Source organism: Serratia sp. CY33525, from assembly GCF_052169115.1.
In the GTDB taxonomy this organism is placed as follows: Bacteria; Pseudomonadota; Gammaproteobacteria; order Enterobacterales; family Enterobacteriaceae; genus Serratia; species Serratia sarumanii.
On sequence record NZ_JBJNLK010000011.1, the window covers coordinates 23,953 to 40,319 of the forward strand.

Below are 16,367 nucleotides of genomic sequence, written 5' to 3' on the forward strand. Positions count from 1 at the left end.
GGGCCGCCGTCGTTTCTGTATCGCTTAGAAGTCGTAAGTTACCGACGCTTTCAGCGTTCTCGCCTGTCCCTGGAAGACGTAAGTGCCATTGCTTTCTACGCCGGACCAATACTTCTCGTTCGTGACGTTGTCCAACCCCACACGCCATACCAGCGTATTTTGATCCTCATTCAAACGCATGCGATAGCGAAGACCGAGATCCAGGGTCGTGAAACTATCGAGCTTTTTGGTATTGGCGGAGTCGGCATATTGCGAACCGGTATGCCGCACTTTCGCCGTCGCCGTCAGGCCATCGACCGGCCTGATATCGTATTCCGCCCCCAGCACCGCGTAGAAGTGCGCTACGCCGATAGCGTCTTTGCCATCGTTACGGCCGCCCTGGGTTTTGGTCAGCTCGGGCGAAAGCCAGGTAGCGCTGCCGTTAAGGCGCAGGCCGAAGGCCGGTTCGCCAAATACATTCAACTCCACGCCGCGGTTACGTTGCTCGCCGTTCAACGTGTAGTAGTTGTTGCTGTCGATCATGGTGGCCGGCTTTTTGATTTCAAACAGCGCCAACGAGCCGCCCACGCGTTCGAAATCAACTTTCACGCCCACTTCATTTTGCTTGGAACGGGCGATACCGGTACTCTGCCCGAAGTTAGCCGCCTCTTTCGGCGCAATGCCGCCAGGCTGCAACGCCTCGGTATGGTTGGCATAAAGCGACACCGTTTCCCACGGCTTGTAGACCAGCCCGAACGTCGGCATCCAGCGGCTTTGCGTATAACGGGAGGCGGTATCCTCCAGGCCGGTGGCGTTGCTGTAATTACGCACCACCACTTTCTGATGGCGCGCCGCCGCCGTTAACAACACCCGGTCGCCGAAAAAGCCCAACGTATCGCTGAACAACCAGCCCTGCGTCCGGTTACGCGCCGTGGTCAGCGGATCGCTGTAGTTGCCGCCGAAATAGGCGTTGTCCGGTATTGCGACATCATGGTTATCGTAGATATTGGTCGTCGGATTGTTGGCGGACATGCGCCACGCGGTTTTGTCGCGTTTAATCTGCGCGGAATAGCCGACGTTGACCCGATGCGAAACCGCCCAGGTCGTGAACTTGCCCTCAAGCCCCGCCATGCCGCTGAAAGCGTCGATAATGCGGTTGGTGTCCAGGCGCCCAACCGTGGCGTCGCCGTTGGCGTTGATGAGCTTCGGTGCGCTGTAAACACCGGTTTCATGGCCATGCTGCGCGCCCAAGCCGGCATAGGCCTTCCAGTCGCGGGTTAAATCATATTCCGCTTTCGCCATGCCGAATTCGTTCTCGATATCGCTGTAGCCCCACTGCTGACTGTAATTTTTACGGGTGTCAGGCACCGCGGGTATCACATCGATGCCGCTGATGTTGACCCCCATCGTTCCCCCATGGAAGGTCTTTTTCTGATAACCGAAGTCCAACGATGAACGGAAACGATCGCCGCGATAGTCCAGCCCAACCGATGCCAGCGTAGTGCGCCGCTTATCATCCTCAACCGCCGTTTCACCCTCGCGGTGCACCAGGTTGACGCGAGCACCAAACTGGTTGTCGTCACCAAAACGGCGGCCCAGATCCAGCGTGCCGCCCACCTGAGAATCGGAGGTGTAGTCGAGGCCGATCTGGGTGGTCGGCGTTTCTTCCGCCCGCTTCGGTTCAAGATTGATCATGCCGCCAACGCCGCTGGAAGCCAGGCCGTTCAATAGGGCGTTCGCCCCTTTGAAGATCTCCACCCGCTCCAGCATCTGGGTATCCATCACCTGGCGCGGCACCACGCCCGGCAGCCCGCCCATCGTCATGTCGTCGCCGTCCAGTTGGAAACCGCGGATACGATAGGTTTCGGCGAAGTTACCGTACCCCTGCACCGCCTGTACACCCGCGTCGTTGCTGACCACGTCGGCGATGGTCTTCGCCTGCTGATCCTGTACCAGCTTCGCGGTATAACCTATGACGTTGAACGGAACGTCCATCGCTTTCTGTTCGCCCAACATTCCCAGGCGGCCGCCGTGGGCGACCTGTCCATCCAGATAGGCGGGAACCAAATCATTGCCGCCGGAGTTGAAATCGCCGTGTTTTTCGGCCCGGACAACCAGGGTGTCCTCCTGGTTTTTCTTGGCGCCGCCGTCTGCGGCCAGCGCCCCCTGGCTCAGCGCGCCAATAGTCAGCGCCAGCAGCGTTTTACGTAAAGGGAAATTCGTTGTACTGGTGTTGTGCATAATTCACTCATGAATGAGGATAAAAGTTAAATGGCCCGTCGCCGGGCCGATGGGGCTTATTTATTCAACGCGATGCGAACCACGCTGTCCGGCCCCTGAGTGGAATGATCTTTGTTAAACGGCTGTTTGACCGTAACGAACAATGTCTGGCCGTCTGCCGACAGCAGCAAGCTGTTTGGATTCGGCGGCAGCGGCCAGCGCTGTTTCACCGCATAGGTCGTCGCATCCAGGCTCAGCACATTGCCGGATTCACGCTGCGAGATGTAAATTTCGTTGCGCCGTGGATTGAAAACGACAGCCAAAGAGTCGCCCACATCAAGCCGCTTCAATAACTTCCCGGTGTGAATATCCAAGACCAGCGTGGTCTTCGCCTTGGAGTTGTCGGTGACGAACAAACGACCGGTAGCCTCGTCCTCCGCCATATTGAGCAGCAGTGCGGGTTGGTCTCCCAACGGTTTCCAGCGTTTTTCGATGCGGTTGGAACGCGGGTTGATCACCAGGATCTCGCCGCTGCCATTGGCGGCATACACGCGTTGGGTCTGTTCGGAGTAATGCAGGCCGGTCATCCATTTGCCGGTATTTTTAATGCGCGTTTTCAGCTTGAGCGATTCAGCGTCAACCACCCAAATTTGCGCCGGGTCGGCCACCGCCCCCACATACAGCGTGTTGTCGTGAGCCAGAATTTGGCGCGCACCATACGGCAACCCTTTCTCATTGCGCTCGCTGAACAGCAAACGCCCTTTCACCTTACCGTCGGCGACGCCGATTGCGCTGATACCGCCGTCCAGCGAATTGCTGACATAAAGGGTTTTCCCATCCGCAGCGGCCTGCATGGCGAAATTTTTCAGATCGGTATGCGTCGTGCCAAGGGTTTTCAGGGTCTTGGCGTCCAGCTTATAGACCACGCCACCCTGTACATCTTTAAAACTTTCGGCACTGGCGACGTACAGCGCATCTCCCCCTGGCGTCAGCGCCATTTCATACAAGCCATAAGCCAGTTGGCGTTTGACGATGCTGTCGGATTGCGCCGCTTGCGCCAGAGGTTGCACGGCAGGGGAAGAGGAAGAGGTTTGGTGCGGCGTGCAGCCGCTGAGCGCCATCCCCGTCAGCAGGGCGAGCACAGAGGTTTTCATTTTCATCGGGGAAATCCTTGACCATTCAAAACGGTGTTTACGGCGGGCTCTGCAGTTTAGTTTTGAGCTTTCTCATCACGAGAAATGAGCGCCACCGCGCGTCTCAGTGTTTCCCTGTGAATCAACTATCACGCTAATGCAGGCTAATAACTCCTTCGTGCGCCCGCGAACAACAAAGAGAATGAGAAACATACTCATTATTATTTACGCAATCAAGCGTAATTATTTTCCTTCCTTCTCTAAAAGTCATGGCGACATCTCGTATTATCAAAACCAATCCGCCAGCTATCGATCCCGGTGCCGTGCATGGTTATCTCGCCTTACACCGTCGATAAACGGCCTCACCCTGCGTACAGGCACTTAACAACGAACGAACAGACAACAGGAGAAGCCCCCTCATGACAACCCCTGCCCCACGGGAGTGGCAGCGGGCGGACTATCTCGTCAGCACCGATCCCGTTCTGCTGGATCTCGATGCCATCCATGCATTTCTGACCCGTTCGTCATGGGCGGAGGGCATTGACAAAGAGACCGTCCGCCAGTCCCTCGCCCACAGCCTGTGCTTCGGTTTGTATCACGAGGCCAGGCAGATCGGTTTCGCCCGGCTGGTTACCGATTACGCCACTTTCGGCTATCTGTGCGACGTGTACGTGCTGGAAACGTACCAAAAAAGCGGGCTGGGTCTGTGGCTGGCGGAATGCTGCCAGGCCCATCCGCTGATGGCGACGCTGCGGCGAGTCATGCTGGTCACCAGCACCGCCCCCTGGCTCTATGAAAAAGTGGGCTATAGCGCCATCAACCGCCCCGACTTTGTCTGGCAGATCGCCCGGCCGGACATCTACCGACGATAGGTGTTTTCGCTGACCAGGCGCTATTTCAGCGCCTGCTCGGCCAGCAGCCCGAGGGCGATGACGATCATCGCCGCGCCGGAGATGCGCCCCACCACCTTCGCGGCCTGTGGGCGCGTGCGCAGTACCGACTGCGATCCGAATCCCACCAGCAGATACACCAGGCCGCAGCTGATCAAATGCACGACGCCCAACGCCAGCATCTGCATCGGCACCGACCATTCGGCCCGGGCGTCGGTAAACTGCGGCAGCAGCGCCAGAAACAGCAGAAACACCTTGGGGTTCAGCCCGCTGACGCACACGCCCTTGCCGGCCCAGCGCAGCCAGGAATCGGAACGCTGATCTTCACCGGCGCCGGGCACCGGCGGGTGCAGCAGCATGTTGCAACCGATCCACAAGAGGTAAGCCGCTCCCAGCAAGGTAAGCGCCGTCAGCGCCAACGGGTTGCCGACCAGCAGCGCGCCGACGCCCGCCACTACGATCGCAATCATCAACAAATGGCCAAACAGCAAGCCGGCGACGGCGGGCACCACCACCCGGCCGCGAATGCCCGCCGAGATCACATAGGCCCAATCCATACCCGGCGTGATCACCAATAAAATCGATACCGCCCAAAAAGCGGCGAACAGAGCGAGCGTCATACCGCCGCCCTCTCAAACGCACCGCACCACACTGAACAGAGAACCATTGCGCTTTCCTCGTGGAAGAAGAACGGCCCCGCCTGCCGCGGCGGCCGTCAAAACCGTTCAACAGATGGCAAGAATATCCTCAAGGGATTAAAATGTGCTTTCAATTACTTGCCTGAAATCGGCATAAGCGGGGAAATTCTTCTAAATGGATAAGATTGATCGCAAGATTCTTGCTGAACTGCAGACCGACGGCCGTTTGTCGGTGACCGAGCTGGCCGAGCGGATCGGGTTGAGCGTATCCCCCTGCCACCGCCGGGTGCGGGCGTTAGAGGAATCCGGGGTGATCAGAGGTTACCGCGCCCAGCTCGATCCCGGCAGCCTGGGCTATAACTTTTCCGCCCTGGTGTTCGTCACCATGCGCGAAGGCGATCGCCGCGCCGTTGAAACTTTCGAAAACGCCATGATGGACATTCCCCAGGTGGTGCAGGCGCAGCGGCTGTTCGGCGATCCCGACTACCTGCTGCACGTGATCGCCCGCGATCTGCCCGCCTTTCAACAGCTTTACGACGAGAAACTCTCCGCTCTGCCGGGCGTGCAGCGTCTGAGCTCCACCCTGGTGATGAAGACCGTGGTGCCGGAGCGCTCGTTCCTGCCGCTGGGAAAATGACGACGGGAGCGTTGCCGCTCCCGTTTTGACTTATTTAAGGCACAATCACGAAATCCGGATTGGCTACGGCGAACAGCGCCTCGCGATCCGCCGCCGGTGGATAAATCCACTGCGTATTGATCTCCTGCTTAATCTTTTTGCCTTCCTGACGGGTAAAACGCACCTGGCGATCCCAGCCTTCGGTATACAGCGCGCCCCAGGGCCCCAGATCCAGACAGGTCACATACTTCGGCTGGCTGTACGGGTGCGTCGGCAATCCCACCAGCTCCGCCGCCGCATTGTGGCCGGCCACGCGGCCAAGGCTCATCGCATGCTGGCAGGTCATCAGGTTGTGGTTGCCGAGATCGTCGGTCGCCGCCTTCACCGTATCCCCGGTCACGAAAATGCCCGCCGCCGCCGGCGCGCGCAGGAAGGCGTCGCCGATCACCCGGCCGCTGCCGTCGCGCTCGCCGGGGATCTGCTCGGTCAGCGGATGCGCCCGCACGCCCGCCGCCAGGATCACCGTGTTGGCAGCGATGCGCTCACCGTTCGACAGCATCACCCCCTCGGCGTCGATGGCCGAGACGCGCAGACCGGCCCGCGCTTCCACGCAGCACTCCGCCAGCGCCTGGCGTATCACTGCCCCCGGCTCCGCCCCCATCCCGGCGCCCACTTCCGGCGCGCTATCGACGATCACCACGCGCACGTTCTCGTCTTTGCCCAGCGCATCCCGCAGCCGCTGCGGCATCTCCGCCGCGCTCTCCAGCCCGGTCAGCCCCGCGCCCACCACCACGGCGGTGTTGCGCGCGGGCGTCGAGGGTTTGGCCGCCAGCGCTTTGATATGGGCATCCAAACGCTGCGCGCTTTCCAGCGTATCGACGTTGAAACCGTATTCGGCAAAGCCCGGCACCGCAGGCACGGAGAGCCGACTGCCGGTGGCCCACACCAAGCGGTCGTAGACCAGCTCAAGGGATCCCCCCGTCGCCTGCGCCACCGTGAGCGTTTTGGCGGCGGCATCGATGCGTTCTACCGTCCCGGCCAGGTGGCGCACGCCGACGGCGGCGAGCTGCGCGGAAATGTCCGGGTTCATGTTTTCCAGCACCGCTTCATACAGGCGCGGCCGGATGGTGACCGTGGGCGTCGGCGAAACCATGAGCACCTCGATCTCGTCATGCTTACCGGCGATGTTAATGGCGCGCATGGCGGACACGGCGGCCCAAAAACCGGCAAAACCGGAACCGGCAATCACTATTTTCTGCGTCATGGGATGACTCCTTCATACAGGGTTAACCGGGCGATAAGGCTGCCCGCAAGTTTTCGGATGAACGATGCCGTTCCGCTCCCGTAACAGGGTGCAGAAGGCCCGCCCGCCCCTTCCGAAGAGGCGGGAAAAGTGTGTTTCGCTTTAAGGAAAGGCGGTGGTTAGGTCTTGGCGCGCGCCGTTTTGCCGCTGCGCGCGGTGCGCTCCGTCATGCGCTCGTCGAGCCAGAGGTTGACCTCACCGAAGAAGCCCTGCGGCGCCTTGCGGCCAAAGCGGGCCGCGACGGCGCCGAGGGTCTGCGCCGCCAGCGCGTCGCGCATCGCTTTCTCCGCCTGCAGCATCACCGCGTGGATGGCACATTTGCCGGAAACCGCCCAATCCGGCGGGGAATCGTCGAACACCGCACAGCGCCCGCGCACCTCCTGGCAATCGAACAGCGGCTTGTGCCCTTCAATGGCGTCGATGATCTCCAGGAAGCTGATCTCGTCCGCCGGGCGCGCCAGACGATAACCGCCGCGCACCCCTTCACTGGCGGCGACGATCCCTGCCTTTTCCAGCTTGGGGAAAATCTTGGCCAGAAAGCTGGGGGAGATGCCCTGCAGTTCGGCGAGTTCGCGGCTGCTGAGCGCGCGCTGGTTATCGCCGACCAGCCACAGCAGGCAATGGATGCCATATTCAACGCTGGTTGTGATGTACGCCATGTGTCCGTTTTCGACCGTCAATGAATCTTCAATAACGCAGACTATATGAGTCTGCGTTTCTCTTGCCAATAAAACACGGACAAAGTTGATCCGTGTTTTATTCGAAATGCATGTCGCCAGCGACGAGAAAACGCCCTTCAAAATGAAAAATAAAACTTTTTTGCCCGATCCGCGCCCGGCTAACGTTTCCTTGTCGCCTGCGGCTGACTATGATGTGATGGGTGCCGCCGCCGCGGTTTGTGAGCCGCCGCACTTTCGCGCGGGTTGCGCCGCGGGAATAAAGAACTCTTGTCTGCTGCTGACGTCTTAGAAATGATTATTTAAGGGAAACGCCTGACTATGACCAACCGGTTGACCAAAACCGCGTTAGCGGTGCTGCTGCTCGGCACGCTGAACGCCACCGCCCTGGCGCCAGCACAGGCGGAAAGCCAGGATCAGTTGCCGGATATGGGCACCTCCGCCGGCGGCACCCTGAGCATCGGACAAGAGCTGGCGATGGGCGATTTCTACGTGCGCCAACTGCGCGCCAGCGCCCCGCTGATCAACGATCCGCTGCTGAGCCAGTACATCAACCAGTTGGGCAACCGGCTGGTGGCCAGCGCCTATTCGGTGCGCACGCCGTTCCATTTCTATCTGGTGCGCAACGACGAGATCAACGCCTTCGCCTTCTTCGGCGGCAACGTGGTGCTGCACTCCGCGCTGCTGCGCGTCAGCGACAACGAAAGCCAGCTGGCTTCGGTGCTGGCACACGAAATCTCGCACGTCACCCAGCGCCACCTGGCGCGCGCAATGGAAGATCAGCAGCGCAACGCCCCGCTGACCTGGGTGGGCGCGCTCGGCTCCATCCTGCTGGCGATGGCCAACCCGACCATGGGCATGGCGGCGCTGAGCGGCACCCTGGCCGGCACCCAGCAGGGCATGATCAGCTTTACCCAGTCGAACGAACAGGAAGCCGACCGCATCGGCATTCAGGTGCTGCAGCGCGCCGGATTCGATCCGGAAGCGATGCCCGACTTCCTGCAGAAGCTCTCGGATCAGTCACGCTACGCCTCTAAACCGCCGGAAATGCTGCTGACGCACCCGTTGCCGGACAGCCGCCTTTCCGACGCGCGCAACCGCGCCAACCAGATGCCGAAACACATCGTGCAGTCTTCGCAGGATTACCTGATGGCCAAGGTGCGCGCACTGGGCATGTACAGTTCGGAGGGCTATGGCCTGAACGAAGAGCTGCTCGGCTCGCTCAGCAAGGGCAATGTGCGCGAACAGGCGGCCGCCAAATACGGCCGCGCCATCCTGTTCTATGAAGCGAAAAAATACGACGACGCACGCAACATCATTCAACCGATGCTGGCGCAGGATGCGAAAAACGTCTGGCTGATCGACCTGATGACCGACATCGATCTCGGCCAGAAACGCGCGCCGCAGGCCATCGCCCGGCTGCAGGCGGCCAACGCCGCCCAGAGCAACAACCCGGTGCTGCAGCTCAACCTGGCCAACGCCTATGTCGAAGGCAACCAGCCGGCGCAGGCCTCGAAGATCCTGAACCGCTACACCTTTGCCCATCCGGACGATCCGAACGGCTGGGATCTGCTGGCGCAGGCCAGCGCCGCCCAAGGGCTGCGCGATGAAGAACTGTCGGCCCGCGCCGAAAGCCTGGCGCTGACCGGCCGGCTCGATCAGGCCATCGGCCTGCTCAGCAATGCCAGCTCGCTGCAGAAACTCGGCAGCCTGAAACAGGCGCGCTACGATGCGCGCATCGACCAGCTGCGCCAACTGCAACAGCGCTTCCGCCAATACCAGCGCAGCTGATGCAACAAGGAATGAACGCCATGAAAAACGTCACGATTTACCACAACCCGCGCTGCTCCAAGAGCCGTGAAACCCTGGCGCTGCTGGAACAGCACGGCGTCGATCCCAAGGTGGTGCTGTACCTTGAAACGCCCCCGTCGGCCGATGAGCTGAAAAAGCTGTTGAAGGAACTGGGCTTCACATCGGCGCGCGATCTGATGCGCAAGAAAGAAGACCTGTACAAGGAATTGAAGCTGGCGGACGACAGCCTGAGCGAAGAACAGCTGCTGGCGGCGATGACGGCGAACCCGAAACTGATCGAACGCCCGATCGTGGTGAAAGGCAGCAAGGCGCGCATCGGCCGGCCGCCGGAGCAGGTGCTGGAGATTTTGTAAACGGTCAACCCGCCTCTTATTGAGCCGTAACATACCAATAGCCCTGAACAGGGCTATTTTTAATTGTTTGTTATATAAATACTTTTCATCATCCTCAACTTCTCCTGTTGCTATGCTGCACAAATGCCGAGCCTCACGGCAAGACAGGCGTTGACAACCGTCAACACCCCACCTACCCTAATCGCATCACTGGACGAGCGATGAAAAAACACCCAGACAAGCATATCCAGGCGGCATTAGCTTACGCCCTTTCTCAGGGTTGGCATTTTCGCCCCAGCAAAGGGCACGCATTTGGACGACTGCATTGCGCCTTTGCCGGACATCAAGAACATATGATGAGCATCTGGAGCACGCCGAAAAATCCAGAGGTACATGCCAAACAGATTCGGCGCAAAGTCGATCACTGCCTGGCGCTGTCGCAGAAAAAATAACCGGAGAATCACCATGACGCTCTTTCATTTCTCATTGACGCTAGATGGAGTGGCCGCCGATACCACCGGGTTGGAGGATGCGCTGCATGCAGCGGGATGCGATGACGCGCTGATCTGTTTCTACGGTAAAACCGTCTACCTGGAGTTCGATCGAGAAAGCGATAACTTTGCGCACGCGATTTGCAGCGCCATCAGTGATATTGAGTCTGCAAATATTGGCGCCAAGGTGATATCGGTAGACTCCAGCCTGGTGGGATTAAGCGATATTGCCGAGCTCACTGAACTGTCGCGTCAGGCGATCGCGATGCTAAAAGACGGGACTCGCGGCCCCGGCGGCTTCCCTTCCCCCATTCAACGGCTCGGCGGCACCTCACCGTTATGGCGCTGGGCTGACGTGGCGGCCTGGTTGGCGCAACAAGGGAAAATCGACCCACGGCTTGCAGACAATGCGCAGTGTCTGGAACATATCAATCTCGCTTTACAACTGCGAAGCGATCGGCAACGCCAGCAGGTTGAGCACTACAGCTCCCTGCTGGAACATGTAGAAAAACAGGTTTGATGGCTCGCTACAGCCCCAGGATCTCTTTAACGAACGGGATGGTCAGCTTGCGCTGGGCGGTGATCGAGGCACGATCGAGTTGATCGAGGGTCATAAACAGCGTGCGCATCTCGCGATCCAGCCGTTTCAACAGGAAGCGGCCCACGTCTTCCGGCAGCTCGAAGCCGCGCAGTTTGCCACGCAGCTGCAGCGCCAGCAGTTTCTCTTCGTCCGACAGCGGCTGCAGCTTGTAGATCTGCCCCCAGTCCAGGCGCGAAGCCAGATCCGGCAAACGCAGGTTCAGCTGGCGCGGCGGGCGATCTCCGGTGATGAACAAACGGGTGCGGCCGGTTTCCAGAATGCGGTTGTAGAGGTTGAAGATCGCCATCTCCCACTCTTCGTCGCCGGCGATGCATTCAATATTGTCGATGCAAACCAGCGCCAACTGCTCCATGCCGTCCAACACTTCAGGCACGAAGTAGGCGCGCTTGTCGAGCGGCACATAGCCCACCGCCTCGCCCTTCTGCGAAAGCTCGGCACAGGCCGCATGCAGCAGATGGCTGCGCCCGCCGCCTTCACGCGACCAAAAATAGATATAGCTGCCATGTTCCTGACGGACGGCGGATTGGATCGCGGCTAATAGGGATGGGTTCTCGCCCGGATAAAAACTGGCGAAAGTTTCATCATCGGGAAGATAAAGTGGCAGTGAAAGCTGTGCCGGCGTATTCAGAGAAGCACCTCAACCAAAACTGGCAGAAAAACGTGGGCAGTTTAACACAGAAAACGGGCGCTGTTGAACCGGCAGGATCTTATGCCGCAATAGTGAACAATGCCTAAGCGCCGCTTGATTGGCTGCGGCTCCCGCCAAGGCAAGAATTATCCGATATCATTCCCTAAGCCCATGCCTGCGCAGGTTAAATTTGTCATTTAAGCCAAATCTGGCCTAGTATAGGTAGGCTAAACGCAATCACCATCAACAAGGTTTCTGCAAGGATATAGACGATGAAAGTATGGAATAAAGTGCTGTTGGCCTCCTTTATCGGGTTGTTGGTTGCCGGCTGTGATGACTCGTCCAAGGTTGACGCCAACCTGGATAAAGCCAAAGACAGCGCCGAGCAGATGAAAGACGCCGCCCAGAAAAAAGCGGACGATCTGACGGACAAGGCGAAAGCGACGGCGGATGAAATCAAAAAAGAGGCCGCCACGCAGGCTGACCAGCTGAAGGACAAAGCTTCGGCGATTAAAGATGAAGCCGCCAAGCAGGCGGACGCCATCACCAACGACGCCAAGGCCAAGGCCGCCGCGATCAAAGATGACGCCGGCAAGCAGAGCCAGCAGTTGGTGGATCAGGCCAAGGCCATCAAAAACGACGCCATCAACGGCGCCAACGATCTGACCGAGCAGGCCAAGGCCAAGACCGAAGCCATCAAGAACAGCGCCGAAAACAAAGCGCAAGAGTTGAAACAAGAAACCGATGCGGCGGTGAACGGCAATACGCAACCTGCCGCCCAGCAATAAGCCATACTCAGCAATAAAGTAAGGAGCAGTAAATGGGGATTATTTCCTGGATTATCTTCGGCCTGATCGCCGGTATTTTAGCTAAGTGGATCATGCCCGGCAAAGACGGCGGCGGCTTTATCCTGACCGTTGTGCTGGGGATCGTCGGCGCCGTGGTCGGCGGCTATATCAGCACCTTCTTCGGCTACGGCAAGGTTGACGGCTTCAACTTCGGCAGCTTCGTGGTGGCGGTTATCGGCGCCATCGTGGTGCTGTTCGTGTACCGCAAAATTCGCAGCTGAGGCGAATGCCATCAGTCAAAAGGGCAGCCCCTGGGCTGCCCTTTTCGTTACTTCTGCTCTGCCGGTTCGTCCGGCGCGTCGAGCACCTCTTCTTCCTTGCGGAACAGGCTGATGACCTTGAACAGCAGGCTCAAGCCAATGCCGACGATGGTCGCCAGCGCCATGCCTTTCAGCTCCGCCGCGCCGATATGCACCTTGGCGCCGCTCACGCCGATAATCAGGATCACCGAGGTTAAAATCAGGTTTTGCGCTTTGTTGTAGTCCACTTTGGACTCGATCAGCACGCGAATGCCCGAAGCGCCGATCACACCGTACAGCAGCAGCGAAACGCCGCCCATCACCGGCACCGGCACCGCCTGGATCGCCGCCGCCAGCTTACCGATGCAGGACAACAGGATCGCCAGCACCGCCGCGCCGCCGATCACCCAGGTGCTGTAGACCTTGGTGATGGCCATCACGCCGATGTTCTCACCGTAGGTGGTGTTCGGCGTGGAGCCGAAGAAGCCGGAGAATACCGTCGAGATGCCGTTGGCGAACATCGAACGGTGCAGGCCCGGATCGCGGATCAGGTCTTTTTTCACGATGTTGGCGGTCACCACCAGGTGGCCGACGTGCTCGGCGATCACCACCAGCGCCGCCGGCAGAATGGTGAAGATGGCGAACCACTCAAAGCGCGGGGTGTAAAAAGTCGGCAGCGCGAACCAGTGCGCCTCGCGGATCGGGGTCAAATCCACCACGCCCATGAAGAACGACAGCGCATAGCCCACCAGCACGCCGATCAGGATCGGGATAATCGCCAGGAAGCCGCGGAACAGCACTGAACCGAGCACCGTGACCGCCAGCGTCACCAGCGAAATGGTGATGGTGGTCGAGTCGGCGCTGGCGCCTTCCGCCGGCAGCAGCCCCGCCATATTGGCCGCCACGCCCGCCAACTCCAGGCCAATGACGGCGACGATCGCCCCCATCGCCGCCGGCGGGAACATCACGTCCAGCCAGCCGGTGCCGGCCTTTTTCACGATCAGCGCCACCAGGCAGAACAGCACGCCGCACATGATGAAACCGCCCAACGCCACTTCGTAACCAAGCGGCAACAGCAGCAGCACCGGCGAGATAAACGCGAAGCTGGAACCGAGGTAGGCCGGGATCTTGCCTTTACAGATGAACAGATACAGCAGCGTGCCGATGCCGTTGAACAGCAGCACGGTCGCCGGGTTGATCTTGAACAGGATAGGCACCAGCACGGTGGCGCCGAACATGGCGAACAGGTGCTGGAAGCTGAGCGGAATGGTCTGGAGCAGCGGCGGGCGCTCGCTGACGCCGATGGCGCGACGGGTCATGTGTGCTTTTCCTCGGTTTATTGGTTTTATAGGTTTTAGTCAAAAAAAAGCCGACTCGTTAAGTCGGCTCAAATGTTTACTTGGTACCAAATATCTTGTCGCCCGCATCGCCCAGGCCAGGCACGATGTAGCCCTTGTCGTTCAGGCACTGATCGATGGAGGCGGTGTACAGCTCAACGTCCGGGTGCGCTTTCTCCAGCGCGGCGATGCCTTCCGGCGCCGCCACCAGAACCAGCACCTTGATGCTGTGGCAGCCGGCTTTCTTCAGCAGATCGATAGTGGCGATCATCGAACCGCCGGTGGCCAGCATCGGGTCGACGACCAGCGCCATGCGCTCTTCGATGTTGGAAACCAGCTTCTGGAAGTACGGCACCGGCTCCAGGGTTTCTTCGTCGCGGTATACGCCCACCACGCTGATGCGCGCGCTCGGCACATGCTCCAGTACCCCTTCCATCATGCCCAGGCCTGCGCGCAGGATCGGCACTACGGTAATCTTTTTCCCTTTGATCTGATCCACTTCAACTGGCCCGCACCAGCCTTCGATGGTGACTTTTTCCGTCTCCAGATCGGCGGTCGCTTCATAGGTCAGTAAACTACCCACTTCTGAGGCCAGCTCACGGAAGCGTTTGGTGCTGATGTCATTTTCGCGCATCAGGCCAAGCTTGTGTTTTACCAGCGGGTGTTTCACCTCAACGATCTTCATCATTTTTCTCCTATTAAGGTGGTTGCGGCCAAAAAAATCGCGGGATTATACCTCCTTTTTTTCGCCGCGCCACCCACAATAGCCCGATCGGGATCAACAAAAGTTTGAATATCAGTATAGATGACGAAAAAGCGGAGCCGGTTCACAAGCCGCTCGCAAACGTTTGCCTGCGCTGTTAGAATTGCCGCGCCTTATTCCGGAATCAACATCGGAAGCACAGTTTTCAAACCGCAAACCGTCGTGGGGAATCGCGCAGTGACCGACAAAACCTCTCTCAGCTATAAAGACGCAGGTGTCGATATCGATGCTGGCAACGCATTGGTAGACCGCATCAAAGGTGTAGTTAAACAGACCCGTCGCCCGGAAGTGATGGGCGGTCTGGGCGGGTTTGGCGCCCTGTGTGCGTTGCCGCAGAAATACCGCGAGCCGGTGCTGGTTTCCGGTACCGACGGCGTGGGCACCAAGCTGCGTCTGGCGATGGATCTGAAACGCCACGACACCATCGGCATCGATCTGGTGGCGATGTGCGTCAACGATCTGGTGGTTCAGGGCGCCGAGCCGCTGTTCTTCCTCGACTACTACGCGACCGGCAAGCTGGATGTGGACACCGCGGCCAGCGTGATCACCGGCATCGCCGAAGGCTGCAAACAGTCCGGCTGTGCGCTGGTGGGCGGCGAAACCGCTGAAATGCCGGGCATGTACCACGGCGAAGATTACGACGTGGCCGGTTTCTGCGTCGGCGTGGTCGAAAAATCCGAGATCATCGACGGCAGCAAAGTGCAGTCCGGCGACGCGCTGATCGCCCTGGGCGCTTCCGGCCCGCACTCCAACGGCTACTCGCTGGTGCGCAAGATCCTGGAAGTGAGCAACACCGATCCGACCGCCACCCAACTGGAAGGCAAACCGCTGGCCGACCACCTGCTGGCGCCGACCAAGATTTACGTGAAGTCCGTGCTGGAGCTGATCGAGAAGGCGGACGTACACGCCATCGCTCACCTCACCGGCGGCGGCTTCTGGGAAAACATTCCACGCGTGCTGCCGGAAGGCATGCAGGCGGTGATCGACGAAGCCAGCTGGCAGTGGCCGGCGGTGTTCACCTGGCTGCAGCAGGCCGGCAACGTCAGCCGCCATGAAATGTACCGCACCTTCAACTGCGGCGTAGGCATGGTCATCGCCCTGCCGGAAGCCGAAGTGGAAGCGGCCATCGCGCTGCTGACCGCGGCAGGTGAAAAAGCGTGGAAAATCGGTAAACTGACCGCCTCTTCCGACGAACAACAAGTGGTCATCAACTGATGAAAAAGATCGTGGTGTTGGTCTCCGGCCAGGGGAGCAATCTCCAGGCGCTGATTGACGCCTGCCAGCAGGACCGCATCGCCGCCGAGATCGTGGCGGTGTTCAGCAACAAGGCGCAGGCTTATGGCCTGCAACGCGCCGAGGCGGCGGGCATCGCCACCCAGGCGCTGGATGCCAAGGCCTATGCCGATCGCACGGCGTTCGACGCCGCGTTGGCGGACGCCATCGACCAGCACCAGCCCGATCTGGTGGTGCTGGCCGGCTACATGCGCATCCTCAGCCCGCAGTTCGTACAGCGTTATGCCGGCCGCATGCTGAACATCCACCCTTCCCTGCTGCCGAAATACCCGGGGCTGCATACCCACCGTCAGGCCATCGACAACGGCGACAGCGAACACGGCACCTCGGTGCACTTCGTGACCGAACAGCTCGACGGCGGCCCGGTGATTTTGCAGGCCAAGGTGCCGATTTTCGCTGACGACGAAGAGGATGACGTGGTTGAACGGGTGCAAACCCAGGAACACACGATCTATCCGCTGGTGGTGAGCTGGTTCGTCGACGGCCGCCTGGCGATGCGCGATGGCGCCGCCTGGCTGGACGGCGAACGCCTGCCTGAGCAGGGCCACGCCGCCGACTGATGCGCGC

Annotated in this window: 19 protein-coding genes; 11 read left to right on the forward strand and 8 right to left on the reverse strand. The window is 59.6% G+C overall.

The features are described from left to right. Positions 1-24: 24 nt before the first annotated feature. Together ACJ8IM_RS21555 and ACJ8IM_RS21560 are read right to left on the reverse strand one after the other, a co-directional pair. The gene (locus ACJ8IM_RS21555) at positions 25-2,220 is read right to left on the reverse strand and encodes a TonB-dependent receptor (RefSeq protein ID WP_033654586.1); all 2,196 of its coding nucleotides are present in this window, start codon (positions 2,218-2,220) and stop codon (positions 25-27) included. Positions 2,221-2,276: 56 nt separating this feature from the next. Then, positions 2,277-3,359: a YncE family protein gene (locus ACJ8IM_RS21560; RefSeq protein ID WP_033654585.1), complete on the reverse strand. Its 1,083-nt coding sequence runs from the start codon at positions 3,357-3,359 to the stop codon at positions 2,277-2,279. A gap of 392 nt (positions 3,360-3,751) precedes the next feature. On the opposite strand from ACJ8IM_RS21560, the gene ACJ8IM_RS21565 reads away from it, so the two are divergent. Then, entirely contained in the window at positions 3,752-4,204 is a 453-nt protein-coding gene (locus ACJ8IM_RS21565) for a GNAT family N-acetyltransferase (protein WP_033654584.1), read from the forward strand. 20 nt (positions 4,205-4,224) lie between these two features. On the opposite strand, the gene ACJ8IM_RS21570 is transcribed toward ACJ8IM_RS21565, so the two are convergent. Then, positions 4,225-4,842: a LysE family translocator gene (locus tag ACJ8IM_RS21570; RefSeq protein WP_033635505.1), complete on the reverse strand. Its 618-nt coding sequence runs from the start codon at positions 4,840-4,842 to the stop codon at positions 4,225-4,227. A gap of 193 nt (positions 4,843-5,035) precedes the next feature. Here ACJ8IM_RS21570 and ACJ8IM_RS21575 point away from each other — a divergent pair, with 193 nt between their 5' ends. Next, positions 5,036-5,497 (forward strand): Lrp/AsnC family transcriptional regulator, encoded by a 462-nt coding sequence (locus ACJ8IM_RS21575; RefSeq protein WP_033654583.1) that lies wholly within the window; start codon positions 5,036-5,038, stop codon positions 5,495-5,497. Positions 5,498-5,531: 34 nt separating this feature from the next. Here the strand turns inward: ACJ8IM_RS21575 and ACJ8IM_RS21580 are convergent, their stop codons facing one another. Both ACJ8IM_RS21580 and ACJ8IM_RS21585 read right to left on the reverse strand, forming a co-directional pair. Continuing rightward, complete coding sequence (locus ACJ8IM_RS21580) at positions 5,532-6,740, reverse strand: NAD(P)/FAD-dependent oxidoreductase (protein WP_033654582.1); 1,209 nt, start codon at positions 6,738-6,740, stop codon at positions 5,532-5,534. 158 nt (positions 6,741-6,898) lie between these two features. Continuing rightward, entirely contained in the window at positions 6,899-7,438 is a 540-nt protein-coding gene (locus ACJ8IM_RS21585; protein WP_004941666.1) for an RrF2 family transcriptional regulator, read from the reverse strand. A 339-nt stretch (positions 7,439-7,777) separates the two neighbouring features. Here ACJ8IM_RS21585 and ACJ8IM_RS21590 point away from each other — a divergent pair, with 339 nt between their 5' ends. The 4 genes from ACJ8IM_RS21590 (at position 7,778) to ACJ8IM_RS21605 (ending at position 10,611) form a co-directional block, all read left to right on the forward strand. Further along, complete coding sequence (locus ACJ8IM_RS21590) at positions 7,778-9,247, forward strand: beta-barrel assembly-enhancing protease (protein WP_033635508.1); 1,470 nt, start codon at positions 7,778-7,780, stop codon at positions 9,245-9,247. Positions 9,248-9,267: 20 nt separating this feature from the next. Further along, a complete protein-coding gene (gene arsC / locus ACJ8IM_RS21595) occupies positions 9,268-9,621 on the forward strand; it encodes an arsenate reductase (glutaredoxin) (protein WP_033648817.1) in 354 nt (117 codons plus the stop codon). Between the two features lie 200 nt (positions 9,622-9,821). Beyond that, positions 9,822-10,052 carry a hypothetical protein gene (locus tag ACJ8IM_RS21600; RefSeq protein WP_033644019.1) on the forward strand — a complete coding sequence of 77 codons (231 nt, stop codon included), beginning with the start codon at positions 9,822-9,824 and terminating at the stop codon, positions 10,050-10,052. A gap of 13 nt (positions 10,053-10,065) precedes the next feature. Continuing rightward, positions 10,066-10,611 (forward strand): helix-turn-helix transcriptional regulator, encoded by a 546-nt coding sequence (locus ACJ8IM_RS21605; RefSeq protein ID WP_033654579.1) that lies wholly within the window; start codon positions 10,066-10,068, stop codon positions 10,609-10,611. 7 nt (positions 10,612-10,618) lie between these two features. On the opposite strand, the gene hda is transcribed toward ACJ8IM_RS21605, so the two are convergent. Then, entirely contained in the window at positions 10,619-11,320 is a 702-nt protein-coding gene (gene hda, locus ACJ8IM_RS21610; RefSeq protein WP_025159568.1) for a DnaA inactivator Hda, read from the reverse strand. Here hda and ACJ8IM_RS21615 point away from each other — a divergent pair. The 3 genes from ACJ8IM_RS21615 to ACJ8IM_RS21625 all read left to right on the forward strand — a co-directional run bounded on the left by ACJ8IM_RS21615 (position 11,236) and on the right by ACJ8IM_RS21625 (position 12,389). Next, positions 11,236-11,427, forward strand: a complete 192-nt coding sequence (locus ACJ8IM_RS21615) for a hypothetical protein (RefSeq protein ID WP_126181472.1) — start codon at positions 11,236-11,238, stop codon at positions 11,425-11,427. The two genes, hda and ACJ8IM_RS21615, sit on opposite strands and share 85 nt — an antisense overlap. 165 nt (positions 11,428-11,592) lie before the next feature. Then, positions 11,593-12,108, forward strand: a complete 516-nt coding sequence (locus ACJ8IM_RS21620) for a hypothetical protein (RefSeq protein ID WP_021504397.1) — start codon at positions 11,593-11,595, stop codon at positions 12,106-12,108. A gap of 32 nt (positions 12,109-12,140) precedes the next feature. Beyond that, entirely contained in the window at positions 12,141-12,389 is a 249-nt protein-coding gene (locus ACJ8IM_RS21625; RefSeq protein WP_004941647.1) for a GlsB/YeaQ/YmgE family stress response membrane protein, read from the forward strand. 47 nt (positions 12,390-12,436) lie between these two features. On the opposite strand, the gene uraA is transcribed toward ACJ8IM_RS21625, so the two are convergent. Both uraA and upp read right to left on the reverse strand, forming a co-directional pair. Then, entirely contained in the window at positions 12,437-13,726 is a 1,290-nt protein-coding gene (gene uraA, locus ACJ8IM_RS21630) for a uracil permease (protein ID WP_004941645.1), read from the reverse strand. A gap of 76 nt (positions 13,727-13,802) precedes the next feature. Further along, complete coding sequence (gene upp / locus ACJ8IM_RS21635; RefSeq protein ID WP_004941642.1) at positions 13,803-14,429, reverse strand: uracil phosphoribosyltransferase; 627 nt, start codon at positions 14,427-14,429, stop codon at positions 13,803-13,805. A gap of 255 nt (positions 14,430-14,684) precedes the next feature. On the opposite strand from upp, the gene purM reads away from it, so the two are divergent. Next, complete coding sequence (gene purM / locus ACJ8IM_RS21640; protein WP_025303843.1) at positions 14,685-15,722, forward strand: phosphoribosylformylglycinamidine cyclo-ligase; 1,038 nt, start codon at positions 14,685-14,687, stop codon at positions 15,720-15,722. After that, on the forward strand, positions 15,722-16,360 hold the full coding sequence (purN, locus tag ACJ8IM_RS21645) for a phosphoribosylglycinamide formyltransferase (RefSeq protein ID WP_033654578.1): 639 nt from the start codon (positions 15,722-15,724) through the stop codon (positions 16,358-16,360). The genes purM and purN overlap by 1 nt, the downstream gene beginning before the upstream one ends. The last annotated feature ends 7 nt before the right edge of the window (positions 16,361-16,367 follow it).